Below are 13,486 nucleotides of genomic sequence, written 5' to 3' on the forward strand. Positions count from 1 at the left end.
CGCGCATCTACTTTCTACCTTTATTGATAAGTTAGATTTAGACCCAGATTTGATTTTAAATCACCTTAACCTTCCTTCAGTCTTGTCTTATGGTACTCTGGCTGCTTAAAAACTGTCCGGAGTATTGTTAAACCTTAATTTTCCTAATTTAAAACTTTTATCCAGCCTTCGGATGTCTGCTTTTTGCCTGCGATCGCACTTTCGAGCAACCCTAGCATTTCGCCCCAGGTATTGTCCCAATAACTGTCTGCCAAAAAAGCATCTACTTCGCTCAGCCACTTAGTGCGATCGGCCAAACTTTCGCTCATGATTTCTTCCCCAGCAGCAACAAATTCTGCAACATTGCTCGCAATCCGAACCAAACCTTTTTCTCCGTAGGGCTGCACCACGGATCGGATCGAAGTAGAAATCACAGGTTTGCCGGCCGCCAGGTATTCTGAAGTTTTAGTCGGACTAATAAATTTAGTCGATTCGTTAATCGCAAACGGCAGTATTGCTATATCCCATCCTGCAATGTACGCTGGCAGTTCTTGATAGGATTTGCCGCCGAGATAGTGTATATTTGGGTTGGTTGGTAAAGTTGCCTGGTCGATTTTCACCACTGGCCAGATTATCACTAAATGCCAGTCTGGCCTCGCTTCAGCAATCCCGCCGAGCAGTTCGATATCCATGCGTTCGTCTATAACGCCAAAAAAACCCAAACGCGGGTGAGGAATGTCTTTTTGATCCGCTTGATCCGCCGATGTTTCGGAAAGATTCCGGGCGTTAGTAAAGTGTTCTTTTTCAATGCTGCTGGGGAAAGGATGAATGTTTGCGTGCTGGTGCTGTTTCGCTTCGTAGAGGCTGTGTCCGCCTGTAAATACGATGCTGGCGCGCTTTAAGAGTTGAGTTTCATTTGCTTTGAAATCGGGGTGCACGCCGTGAAATGCTGACAGTTCGTCGATGCAGTCGTAGACTACAGCTAGCGGCTTTAAGTGGTTTGTGAAAGAGACAGCCATTGGTGTGTAATACCAGAGGATGTAGTTGTTAATTTCTGCTGCTTGAAAGAAATCATCTAGCATGGCTTGCTGAGCAGTTTGTGCTGTTTCTTTGCTAATTTCTTCGTTCAGGTGCGGTGCTATTACCCAGACTCCGCTGGCGTGGATGCTGACATCAAGCCGCCAATCTCCTGTCGCGATCAAAATCGGTTCTTCTACAAAGAATACGCGACGATTTTTGGCGCAGCGACTTAAAAGATGTTGCGGACGTTGATAGACGGAATTCCACCGCAAATGAGACAGACAAACTAGATCCGGTACATCTAAAACAGCAGCTTTTGATAAGTTGGCGCGCAAGGCGCTGGATGGAGCGAATTGAGAAGGCGATTTTGCGGGATCTATAGAGGTAAATCGAATCTCCCACCCTCGACCTTTATAGTTATCATTATTCTTTACTGAGTTTTTAGGGGACATAATTAGCCTCAAGAATTTGTTAATTAAAATGGGCAACTAAAATATCCTTCTCAGCATTGTATTACTGAAAGTTGTCAGCGTCAATCTGAGAATCTTTATTGAGTAGCCCGCCTCGCATTCACAGTCGATCGAGCAACTGCTAGAGCGCAAAAAAGATACGCTTATCTACTTTTTTACGAAGTGAAACTTGGAGATAAGTTAATATTGTTAGACTTGCTATTATTGATCAATCTAGCTCAGTTTTTCTGCCATTACTTCTATCTGAAGGATGACTTCTTTCTCAGGAGGCGCTTTGTTTGGATGCTTGGTTCAAAAGCCGTTAAAATGCCGATCGACCTTTTAAAAAGACTTAACTGGCAGGTAGGGGGTGACACCATTTGAGATTTTAGATGGAAGAATTGAAGATTTGGGAATGGCTGATGAATTAAGGGTTTGAAGCTTGTCTGCTATTACATATTTTTTTGAAATCGGTATTAAGACCGATCGACTTTTAGTTTTTTATTTTGTATAATAGAGAAAATTTGCGAGCTACTTTTTGTGGCCATTTAATTTGACAAACTTCACCTTTTTTAAACTTATCCGATCGCTGCTAAGTAACGTTTGTATCCTTATATATATAAAGATTAAGGAAAAATTATAACTTGCGATAGATTCATAAATAACAGTTTATGAAGCCGGGTTTAATCGACATCTTATACCCGATCGACAATATCGCGGAAACCAGGTAAGAGCGATGAGAAGCCTAGGATTTTATGGTGATGACATTGGTGCTGGGGTACGAGGTTAAAGTCACGCGAGACAGTACCAATCTCAATTATTCCTCTGAGGGCGGGTTCGCGCATATCCGCGTTAACCCGGGACTAGAAGATAGCAGCAACTTTAAAGTCGGCGGCTGTCTATTTTAGCGATTCCCCCTCCAAATCCAAAATCTTGCACCATCGAACTTTTTAAGAAATCGTGGGGAAAACCCAATTCAATTGCACTTACTTTGTCTAACTGCTGCATTTGTTCGGGAGTTAATTGAAACTCTAAACAAGCAAGATTTTCCTGCAGTTGCGAGAGTTTGCGGGAACCAATAATTGGAATAACTTTGACTGACTGTTGTCGCAGCCAATTCAGGGCTACTTGAGAGGCTGGTTTCCCAATTTCGGCTGCTATGGAGCTAACTTCGCGAGCAATATTGAGGTTTCGTTCGCTAATTTTTCCCGATTCAGGTGAATCAAGCCGTTTAGTTTCGCTGGCGGTTTCTGAAGTGTTGTATTTTCCTGTTAGCAAGCCGCCTGCTAGGGGACTCCAAGCTGTCACGCCAATGTTTAAGGCTTTTGCCATCGGGAGCAAATCCCGTTCTGGTGTTCGCTCTTTTAAAGAATACTCGATTTGCAAGCCGATAAATGGTGTCCAACCGCGCATTTGGGCGATCGTATTTGCTTGAGAAACAATCCAAGCGGGTGTATCGGAAATGCCGATATAAAGAACTTTGCCGGCGCGCACCAAATCGTCAAAGGCGCGCATTACTTCTTCGACTGGTGTGGTAAAATCCCAAGCGTGCAGCCACAGCAAATCTATATATTCAATTTGCAGTCGCTTCAAACTTGCTTCTACTGCTTGCACCATATTTTTGCGGTGGTTGCCGAAACCGTTGATTTCGCCATTTTTCATGTTGAGGCTGTACTTAGTGGCAACTACCCATTTTTCGCGATCGGCTGCGATAAAATCGCCGATATATTTTTCGCTTGTACCGTTGGTGTAGAGATTCGCCGTATCAATGAAATTGCCGCCTGCTGCTGCAAATGCGTCGAACATTTTGCGGCTTTCTTCGTAGGAACCGCCCGAACCCCACTCTTCGCCAAAAGTCATGGTGCCGAGGCAGATTTCTGAAACGCGAAGTCCGCTGTTAAGTAAGTCGGTGGGGAAAAACACAACTGTGTTAAGAAAGATAAATGAGGCTAAAACCCCAATCCCTCCTGCATTCTGTCTCCTGACTCCTGCCTCATCCCAACTACAAATATTTACGCCTTTCTACTTACCTAGTAGTTTGTATCTCATGTCGGCTTTTTTAGCTAGCTAATTAATTGCTTTTAACAGTTTAGATCGGGATTTGCCGTACTGTTGCTATCCGTCTGCGGTGGCTGGCTTTGAGGGTGGGTTAGGGCTGTGCTGGATATTGAATGTTTTGTTAAGTCAAAATGCCGATCGGCAGCATCTTAGTTTTGCTTTTCCAGTGGTGTCCCCGCTTGCTAAATATATAACCTGCGCGCTCTACGGTAGTTCGCACCATCACAAAAAAAGTGCTTTTGACTTTCAACACGGCACTGGGGCGAGCCTCTTACCTATGTATTTATAATTACATTGCTAATTAAAAATACAGTAAATTACTAAAAATATTATCTACCTTTAGATAGGTATTTTGCGAAAATAGTTAAATCAAAAAAGTGCTATATTTATCATCAGTAAATCTGATTGAAATCTAGAAAAAATAAGTAGCTAAATTAACTTTTTAGCGTTATATTGATTTACAGAATACAAAACCTAGGTGACTCACTTGGCTGATATCGTTGATACCGCCGTTGCGGCAGGCTCTTTTACAACTCTAGTTGCTGCCGTCAAAGCTGCTGGTTTAGTAGATACTCTCAAAGGCGCTGGGCCCTTCACAGTTTTCGCTCCTACAGACGAAGCTTTTGCTAAGCTTCCCGCAGGTACTGTAGAATCACTGCTTAAGGACATCCCTAAGCTCAAAAAAATCTTGACTTATCACGTCGTTTCTGGCAAAGTTATGGCCGCTGATGTGGTCAAACTGAAATCTGCGAAGACAGTTGAAGGCTCAGAAGTTAAAATTGATGCTTCCAATGGCGTCAAAATTAATGATTCTACCGTTACTACACCCGATGTTGCTGCTGACAATGGTGTCATCCACATTATCGATTCAGTGTTGCTTCCTGCGTAAGCACAGATTTAGATAACTCGATATTATCTTGAGGGCGGTGGCTATTTTTAGCCACCGCCCTGTTTTAGTTGAAGTTTAAATATTTTACGCAGATTAATAATTAAAAGTATTGTAGAGCAGGGGGAATGGAGCGATCGCACTGGCGAAAGTCTGCCCCAATTTTTTCGCGGCTGGATTTACCGGGAAAACAGGTGACAAGCCAACAAGTGCCGTTGTAATCTGGAGTTGATTGCGGGCTCGGGGGTAGGTGCTGTGCCGCGGCACCCAAAAATTATCCCAGAAACCGGGTCGATCGGGGCTTGTCCTAAATAAGATACAATAAGAAACACAATAAAAGTGCGATCGACATTATTTGACATTCAAGCTATGCAATCTACAACTCAGTCCGATACAGAGCAGGCGATGGACGCTCCCAAACACGGCTTGCCCGTTACCATCATTACAGGATTTCTAGGTAGCGGCAAAACAACCCTACTCAACCACATCCTAACCAACCAGCAAGGTTTGAAAACAGCAGTTTTAGTCAATGAATTTGGCGAAATCGGCATCGACAACGAACTGATTGTCACCACCGACGACAACATGGTTGAGCTGAACAACGGCTGCATCTGCTGCACAATTAATGAAGACTTGGTAAATGCAGTTTACAAAGTTTTAGAACGTCAAGAAAACCTCGATTATCTAGTAGTAGAAACAACCGGACTCGCCGACCCCCTGCCAGTTGCTCTAACTTTTTTAAGCACAGAACTGCGCGACCTGACCCGTCTAGATTCGATAGTGACAGTAGTAGACGCAGCTAACTATAGCTTAGATTTGTTTAACTCAGAAGCAGCTTACAGTCAAATAGCTTACGGCGATATAATTATCCTCAACAAAACAGATTTGGTTGAAGAACCAGATTTAGATTTGTTGGAAGTTAAGATTCGCGATGTCAAAGAAGGTGCTCGAATTTTGCGAACAGTAAACTCGCAAGTTCCCCTACCGCTAGTCCTCAGTGTCGGGTTGTTTGAATCTGACAAATATTTCCAATCTGAGGAAACAGCTAGCAGTCACGAACATCACGACCACGGCCATCACGACCACGACCACCACGGCCACCACGACCACCACGACCACGGCCACCACGAACATCACGACCACAGCCATCACGACCACTCCGACCATTTAGAAAATGACGGATTTACTTCAATTTCTTTCCAGAGCGAAAAGCCGTTTTCTCTGAGAAAATTTCAATATTTCTTAGACAACCAACTGCCAACAAACGTGTTTCGCGCGAAGGGGATTATGTGGTTTGAAGAAAGTCCGAAACGGCATATTTTCCATTTGAGCGGCAAGCGATTTTCGATGGACGACGACGAGTGGAAAGGCGACGATCGCAAAAACCAGCTTGTTTTGATCGGTCAGGGTTTGGATACCGAGACTTTGCGATCGCAAATCGAAAACTGTCTCTGTATGCCTGCACCCAATCGTGGCAAAGGTTTTGGGAAAAACTAACAGTAAAATATTACTGGTTCCCCGGCCAAGAGCCTGGGAACCGATGTAAGCGAGGCTCTGCCTCTCTGATACTTAGGAAAAAAACACTTACGCACGGGTGGCGAGAAACCGGGTTTTGAACCAAAAAACGGCATCAATGCTTTTAATGCCGGTAAAAAACCCGGTTTCTTTAGTATTGATCCGTCCAAGACTGTTGAAAACAGAAGTTTACTTTTTGATTTTGAGTTTTTGCTTTAAATATTTCTAATCTCAAATGCGAGTCATCATCCAGCGAGTCAAATCATCTCAAGTCGAAGTTAACGGTAAAATTGTCGGTAAAATAGGCCGCGGACTGAACTTGCTTGTAGCTATTGCAGACACCGACACGGAAGCAGAACTCGACTGGATGGCTCGCAAATGCCTGGAACTGCGTTTGTTTCCCGACTCAGCCAGCGAGGGCGGCCGCTGGGACAAGTCCGTACAAGACATCGGCGGCGAGTTGCTGGTAGTCAGTCAGTTTACGCTGTACGGGGACTGTCGCAAAGGTCGGCGACCTTCCTTTGACCGATCGGCAGCTCCTGAACGAGCCGAAATTTTTTATGATAAATTTGTCGAAAAGTTGCGTCAGAGTGGCTTAAAAATCGAAACAGGCGTGTTTGGAACTCAGATGCAAGTCTTAATAGAGAATGACGGGCCTGTGACTTTGGTATTAGAGAGAGAATCGGCGTCAATAGTTTGACAGGCCTCTCTGTACTTCTCTTCCTTCGTGTCCTTTGCGTCTTCGCGGTTCGTTCCCAAAAATCCCTTGCGCCTTTTTCAACCAAATTTCTAAATTCACCGGGTTTCCTAGCTTCTGTGACGTAGGTTTTGAAGATAGTGAAGTTCGCTACACTCTGCCGACTCTCGATTCCACAATCTCCAACGCCGAAAACCCCCTCAAAAGGCCAGTTGGTAAATTGTCCACTCAGAGGCCCCAGAACACCGTCCATCTTTGTCGCGATCGCCCTACCAGAATTACAGCTCAGAGTGCTTGTACAATAAGGCTTTAAGGGCAATAAAACCAATCTCCCACAGCCAGCGCTTAGAATCAGATTCAGCAGCCAAAAACTGTTGCATGAGAGAGTGGAACAGTGGCATCACTGCGATTATCTCTATTTCCCTATATTCAATGTATAGAGAGTTGAATCAGCACAGCAAGCGAAACCGCCAGCAACTGCCGCCTCGCTCTCTGACAAATGTCCTCGCACGCTGTGCGCTACCACGAGATAAACGCCATGACTGTCAAAACTGCCACCAACGCCGTCAACTGCAACACCGCTTCTGGCCTCAACTTCATTCCTGCAGCAGGCGCACAAACCGCCGAAATCAATACTGCTCCCAGCATCGATGTTCTGGCTTTGGCTGAATTCGCCCTGAAAGAATTGCAGGCCTCCATGAAAAGTCCCAGCCGCAGCGCTCAAGCAGTGGCGATGCGGATTGCTAAGGAAGTTGAACGGATTTGCCAAAAAAGCGATCGCATCCAAGTTTCCGGCGAAGTTGAAGCTTGGCAAATCACCTTGGCCGAACACCGCTTGCAAAAAACTCTGCAATTCTACCGCCTCGGTTCCAAAAGCGGCCGCGTCGAACTGCACTCTCACCTCGCATCGATGATTTACCGCCATGTTGCATCTTTCCGCTCGAACTTGAACTTCCAAGCTCGTTACAACATGATTGAAGACTTTTTGCAAGGCTTTTACATCGAAGCTTTGCGAGCTTTCCGCCGCGAACACCAACTCGATCTCAACTACACTCCCCGCACGCAAATTGAATTGGCTGAGTACATGGCTTTTACCGAACACTACGCCAAGCGCCAAATCGGTTTGCCCGGCCGCAACCGCCAGCGCCTGATCGTGCTTCGCGCTCAAGGATTTGCCAAGGGCCAGCCTCCCGAAACTGCGATCGACATTGAAATGGCTGTAGAGTCTGGCAAGGGAGAAGATGCCGAAATGTACAGCCGCTCTCCGGCGCTGCAACAAGTGCGCGAACAAATGGTTTCGGAAACTGTCGATCCGGCTGATGCTGTGCTGCGCGATCGAGTAGTCGCTGAATTGATCGCTTATCTGGAAGCTCAAAATCAGCCCGAATGCGTGAACTACTTAATGTTGAAATTGCAAGACCTTTCGGCTTCGGAAATCGATCGCGTTCTCGGTTTGTCTTCCCGCCAGCGCGACTACTTGCAACAACGGTTTAAGTACCACGTCGAAAAATTTGCCCGCACTCAAAACTGGAAACTCGTACACGAATGGCTGGGTGCTGATGTGGATCAAAAGCTGGGAATGACTTCCGACAAATGGGAAGCATTTCGCGCAGGGCTGTCTCCCCAAATGCTGGAATTGTTGGAAATGAAGCAGAATCAAGAAAGCGACAAGGCGATCGCCACAGCACTCAACTGCACTCCCAAACAAGTCCAAAAACGCTGGGCACAACTGTTGGAGCTGGCAAGCCAGACTCGCAACAGCAACCAAGCTTAACGGGTGATGCAAAATGAATGCAACTGTTTTCTGGAGACTGGAAAATGCGATCGGGTGCGGCATCTGCACGGGAACGCCCGCCCCGCTTTCCGCTCTCAACTCTCCAACTGGGAATGCTGGATTATGACAGCTTTTGAGCTAATTAAATATATTAAAAAAGCACTAATTTTTCTTAATATTTATGATTCCCAGGAATAACCTGGGATTTTTTTATTAGGAATCGGGAAGATTCTCGTTATTAAAAACAATATCAAATCCGTTAACATCGGAATAGTAAATCAACAGTTAACAGTCAACAGTCAACATAATTCCAATGCTACCGCATTTGATATCATATCCTGTCGATTGACCGCAATCAGCAAGGTTAGTGCGGACTTGCATACGCTCCAATTTGCGAACCAATTCGACAACGGTCAATTTATTGGACACGATATCAATTATCTAAATGTTTGCTACAAATGGCAGAAGCTCCCCGAATTATTGCTTTCTATTACCTATTCAAAAGCTTGTAATCTCCCACTTTTTAAACTTTTCATTTACCTAAGATTCCTCCTTTTGTTCCAACCTAGGGGAAGTGAGTTCGCCTTCACTTATAAAATCACTAAACAAACCAAGAAATTAGTCATTTTTAACCGATTTAAGCTATTAGTCAGGGAATAAATCCCCTGGCGGTATCGCGCGTCACGCGAGGGCTGTTAGGAGATGTGGGTAATGACAAGCTTTCAAAAAAGGGGGAACAACACTTGATTTTAAGTCCCCCTTGTTAAAGGCGATTTAGGGGACTATCCACTATCTAGGATTATTTTTTATATTTGAGATAAGTTGCAACCGCTAAATCCCATCCATGAAGTAGTGAACCCAGATTTTGTATTATAATCAACATCAACGGTCGAAGCCCAAGAGGAACTATAAAATTTATGTGTCTCAATCCCGGAGATCTACTGGCTGAACGCTACAGAATTATGGCTCAATTAGGACAGGGAGGATTTGCTAGAACCTACAAGGCTCAAGATATAGAAAAATCCGAAAAGCCTCCCTGCGCGATTAAGGAAATTCCTTTTCCTGAAGGCGACGAGATCCGGGTATTGGAAAAATGCCGGGAGCGATTTCAAAGGGAAGTTAGGGCTTTGCAGGCTCTCGGAAATCACTCGCGCATTCCCAAATTGTTCGATCGCTTTGAAGAAAAAAAATATTTTTATCTCGTTCAAGAATATATTGAAGGAACACCCCTAAGTCAGGAATTTTTGCCAGCAGGTCAGCAGTGGACGGAATCACAGACGATCGCCTTTTTACGAGAAATTCTAGAAATTTTAAATTTTGTACACCAAGCAAATGTTATTCACCGCGATCTTACACCGGCTAACTTAATTCGGCGCTCCAAGGATGGTAAAATTGTTTTGATAGATTTTGGGGCTGTTAAAGAAATCAGCACCTTTACGGCTAACTCTACGGGTGAAATATTAACATCGCAGGCGATCGGTACAATTGGTTATATGCCGGCGGAACAATACAATCCGAGGTCTGTCCCGCAACCTTATAACGATATTTACGCCCTAGGAATCATTGTGATTCAAGCCCTCACCGGCAAGCTTCCTACGAATCTCCCGCAAGACCCCCAAACTTGTGAAATTGTCTGGGATTACTCGACGCACAATAAACAGATTTTACAAGTTAGCGACAGTCTAAAAAATATTGTTAGTAAGATGGTGCGTTTCCATTTTATTGAACGCTACCAATCTGTTACTGAGGTTTTAGAAGACTTGGATGCGATCGCACCGCCGCCTGTACGCAAAATTGCTCCTCAAAAGCGATCGCGCTTTCCCTGGCCGCTGTTAGGCTTTGCTGGAATTGCGATCGGATTGGCGATCGTACTTTTCATCCCCAAAATTTTGCTGCGACAAACGCTTCCAGCAGATGGTGTAAGTTCCGGCGAAAAACTCCTAGTCCAAACCTCCGCCCTTTGGTCAAAACAAAGGGGAATTAATGAATTTGCCGACTCAAATTATCCCGAAGCTTTAAAATTGCTCAAACAGTCCTGGCGAGAAGACCGCAGAGACCCCGAAACTTTAATTTACATCAACAATGCTCTGCTCGAAGCAATCAATGCAGAATATTACACGATCGCAATTGTTGTCCCCATCCGCAGAAATCTAGACGGCAGCATTCAGAACGCCAACTTAGCAGAAGAACTGCTGCGAGGTATCGCTCAAGCTCAAACCGAAGTTAATTTAGGTATCCTCCCTGCCAAGGATAGCAATAAAGACTTTCCCGGTCAAGGCTTTCTCGAACCAAAAGCGATTAAAGGAAAAGGTCTCAAAGTTACCATTGCTGATGACGGAAATATCAAATCCTACGCAAAGCAAAGAGCAAATTACCTCGTCGCTCAGCCAGATATTCTAGCAGTCATCGGACACTACACCAGCGACATGACCGTAGAAACAGTAGATATTTACAATCGAAATAAACTCGTCGCAATTTCTCCGGGAAGCACCACAGAAGAACTGACCCGAAAACCCCGAAAATATTTCTTTCGGACGGCTCCGACAACTAGCATCGAAGCTGAAGCTTTGGTAAATCAACTATTGAAAGTAGGGCAAAAACGAGTGGCCGCTTTTTACAATCCCAACAGTCCCTTCAGCGCTTCTTTGTGGGAAGAATTTAAAAAGCAATTTGAATCCCGAGGAGGAACGACTTTTAGAAGCAGTAATTATTACGATTTATCTAAAGATAATTTTAACGCCAAAGCTGCGATCGCAGAAGTTGAAAAATTTCCCAAAACCGCCTTACTTGTAGTTCCCGACGGTCAAGTCACTAATTCGCTGGAAAATGCGATCGAGATGATTAAAGCTAACGGCGATCGCAATTGGATTGTCGGGCCTTGGACGCTGTACGAGGAGAGAACGCTAAAACTAGCAACACAACTAAAGTCTGTTAAAAAACTCGGCGTATCTGTATTTTGGCATCCGTTAATCAGTTTTGATAAAAAATTTCCGGTAAACGCACAAAAATTGTGGAGAGGCCCGGTAAATACTCGCTCTGCCTTAACCTACGATGCGGCAAAAACGCTGATTAAAGCTATAGAAATGCAGCCGGAACCCAGCCGCGAAGGAATGCAAAAAACTATGGCCGATCCTAACTTTAAAGCCGAGGGAGCTACGGGTATAATTGAATTTGACTCGAAGACTGGAAATCGGAAAAACTCTCCTAAAGCATTGGCGCATATTGTACCCTGTGCTAAAAAACAATTTGGTCTTACCTTTGTACCGATCGAATTTCCCACAGCCGCAGCGGCAGGTTTAAAGTGCGATTGAATTGATAGACAAGAAGTCATTAGTCATCTTGCCCGCTCGCCAAGTCGAAGGATAGTCATCTGTCATTAGTCAGATCATTTCTGGTCGATTATTATAACAAAAATGGTTCGTTCATAGTGCGGACTTTAGTCTGCGCTACAAACCCATCTGCCATCGGTCAATCTACCAGACATTTTATTATTAGTATTCCTAGGGTAGGTTGCCATTATTTTAGCCAAATTTGAATCTACAATTTTACATATTTGCACCTTATATATAGCCTTTTTTTAAGTTGATTAAACGAGCCTAAGAAAACCAGATAGCGAGAGAGCGATCGCTCTTAGTATCTACCATGAAGTTCGCATTTTTATCGTAGTTGTTTTACCTAAGATTTGCTTATACAAAGTGCAAATAGTTCTCTGTTCTACTCGACAAATACTTGTTTGCTAAGCGATTTCCGCTGGATGCAAATCTGTCATCTTGTTGTTCTTTATGCTGCGTCATTTTCTTTGTTAGACGCATCCTCGGAATAATGTTACTCTAATAGAATAGTTGGGGAATGGTCAAATAAAAAGTTGTTTATTAAACTGGCGATGGTACAGGTGCATCGTTCACTAGAAACACTCGATTTTTATTGATGAATTTTCCATCGCGATGCACCCTAGGGCTACTAATTTATTTCAGCTTTACCCTAATTTATTCGTGCTTTTCGCACAAAAGTTCTCAGCCATCAAGGTCAAGCCCCCTTAGCCAAGCACAAATTTTTAAGCCCGCAAATTTTCAATAAATTAGATATATTAAACAAAGCTAGTCTTTTTTATAATAACGCTTATGACTGTCAATCTCGCTCCCGCCACCGCTTATAGTCTCAAACCAGAAGCCCAGAATATCTCGGCCCTCAAACAAGTCTTGCAGACAATAAATGCCGATAGCTGTCCGGGTTCCTACAACTTCCACCTCCACACGGTTAACTCCGACGGGCGATCGCAGTCAGAGAAAGTGATGGAACAAGCAATAGCCGTCGGCCTCAAAGGCTTAGCTATTACTGACCACCACAGCACCCAAGGCTACGCTCAAGCTCAAATATGGCTGGATAATTGGAAATTAAAGCATCCCGACAAAATTAGCGCTGCACCGACTCTTTGGACAGGGGCTGAAATTAATGCTGAATTGCTCAACAACGACGTACACATTCTCGCTTACGCCTTCGATCCAGAACATCCCAGTCTCACACCTTACTTGCGAGGTAAAGGTACTGAAGGCCACGCTTGTTATTCCGCAGCCAGGGTAATTGAAGCGATTCAGGAAGCTGGAGGTTTAGCAGTTCTAGCACATCCTTGCCGGTATCGATCGACCGCCGATAAACTCATCCCAGAAGCAGCCCGTTTCGGCATTGACGGCGTAGAAACTTACTATGCTTACGGCAATCCCTGTCCTTGGAAACCGAGTCCCAAACAAACTGCTTTAGTCAAAGATTTAGCAGAAACTTACGGTTTGTTGGGAACTTGCGGCACCGACTCTCACGGCCTCAGTCTTCTAGTCCGAATCTAATAATAGTTCGGGAATTAGTTATTGGTTATTAGTTAGGAATGACAATTAAATAACTTGCATTTTTTGTAGGTTGGGTTCATGCTTCAACCCAACCTACGGAAGTTATTTAATCCACGATCCCTTATTGCAATACTCGGGACAGTTTTTAAAGAAGGATGCGATGCCTTCGGCAAGCAACGCTTACGCAATAAAGCAGAGAAGCGAAAAAAGTGAGTGCAATCTGAACCCAAAATGAACAGAAAAAAAGGCGCTCTTTTAGGTTAAGCT

10 protein-coding genes are annotated in these 13,486 nt (G+C 44.3%); 6 read left to right on the forward strand and 4 right to left on the reverse strand.

Features of this window, described 5'->3' with window-relative positions; genetic code table 11:
* Positions 1-143: 143 nt before the first annotated feature.
* The 3 genes from IQ263_RS25740 to IQ263_RS29540 form a co-directional block, all read right to left on the reverse strand.
* Positions 144-1,451 carry a glycosyltransferase family 1 protein gene (locus IQ263_RS25740; protein WP_228050365.1) on the reverse strand — a complete coding sequence of 436 codons (1,308 nt, stop codon included), beginning with the start codon at positions 1,449-1,451 and terminating at the stop codon, positions 144-146.
* 879 nt (positions 1,452-2,330) lie between these two features.
* On the reverse strand, positions 2,331-3,371 hold the full coding sequence (locus IQ263_RS25745) for an aldo/keto reductase (protein ID WP_333197311.1): 1,041 nt from the start codon (positions 3,369-3,371) through the stop codon (positions 2,331-2,333).
* A 256-nt stretch (positions 3,372-3,627) separates the two neighbouring features.
* Positions 3,628-3,759 carry a hypothetical protein gene (locus IQ263_RS29540; protein ID WP_255515931.1) on the reverse strand — a complete coding sequence of 44 codons (132 nt, stop codon included), beginning with the start codon at positions 3,757-3,759 and terminating at the stop codon, positions 3,628-3,630.
* A 234-nt stretch (positions 3,760-3,993) separates the two neighbouring features.
* Between IQ263_RS29540 and IQ263_RS25750 the strand changes: the two genes are divergently transcribed.
* From IQ263_RS25750 to dtd, 3 genes are all read left to right on the forward strand, one after another.
* The gene (locus tag IQ263_RS25750; RefSeq protein WP_194070943.1) at positions 3,994-4,395 is read left to right on the forward strand and encodes a fasciclin domain-containing protein; all 402 of its coding nucleotides are present in this window, start codon (positions 3,994-3,996) and stop codon (positions 4,393-4,395) included.
* A 366-nt stretch (positions 4,396-4,761) separates the two neighbouring features.
* Positions 4,762-5,889 carry a CobW family GTP-binding protein gene (locus tag IQ263_RS25755; RefSeq protein ID WP_194070944.1) on the forward strand — a complete coding sequence of 376 codons (1,128 nt, stop codon included), beginning with the start codon at positions 4,762-4,764 and terminating at the stop codon, positions 5,887-5,889.
* Between the two features lie 253 nt (positions 5,890-6,142).
* A complete protein-coding gene (dtd, locus tag IQ263_RS25760) occupies positions 6,143-6,607 on the forward strand; it encodes a D-aminoacyl-tRNA deacylase (RefSeq protein ID WP_194070937.1) in 465 nt (154 codons plus the stop codon).
* A gap of 275 nt (positions 6,608-6,882) precedes the next feature.
* On the opposite strand, the gene IQ263_RS29545 is transcribed toward dtd, so the two are convergent.
* Complete coding sequence (locus IQ263_RS29545) at positions 6,883-7,008, reverse strand: hypothetical protein (protein ID WP_255515932.1); 126 nt, start codon at positions 7,006-7,008, stop codon at positions 6,883-6,885.
* 134 nt (positions 7,009-7,142) lie between these two features.
* Here IQ263_RS29545 and IQ263_RS25765 point away from each other — a divergent pair, with 134 nt between their 5' ends.
* The 3 genes from IQ263_RS25765 to IQ263_RS25775 all read left to right on the forward strand — a co-directional run bounded on the left by IQ263_RS25765 (position 7,143) and on the right by IQ263_RS25775 (position 13,219).
* Positions 7,143-8,378 (forward strand): HetZ-related protein, encoded by a 1,236-nt coding sequence (locus IQ263_RS25765; RefSeq protein WP_194070938.1) that lies wholly within the window; start codon positions 7,143-7,145, stop codon positions 8,376-8,378.
* Between the two features lie 917 nt (positions 8,379-9,295).
* Positions 9,296-11,689 (forward strand): bifunctional serine/threonine-protein kinase/ABC transporter substrate-binding protein, encoded by a 2,394-nt coding sequence (locus IQ263_RS25770; RefSeq protein ID WP_194070939.1) that lies wholly within the window; start codon positions 9,296-9,298, stop codon positions 11,687-11,689.
* A gap of 810 nt (positions 11,690-12,499) precedes the next feature.
* Entirely contained in the window at positions 12,500-13,219 is a 720-nt protein-coding gene (locus IQ263_RS25775; RefSeq protein ID WP_194070940.1) for a PHP domain-containing protein, read from the forward strand.
* The last annotated feature ends 267 nt before the right edge of the window (positions 13,220-13,486 follow it).

It is taken from the genome of Tychonema sp. LEGE 06208, assembly GCF_015207505.1.
In the GTDB taxonomy this organism is placed as follows: domain Bacteria; phylum Cyanobacteriota; class Cyanobacteriia; order Cyanobacteriales; family Microcoleaceae; genus Microcoleus.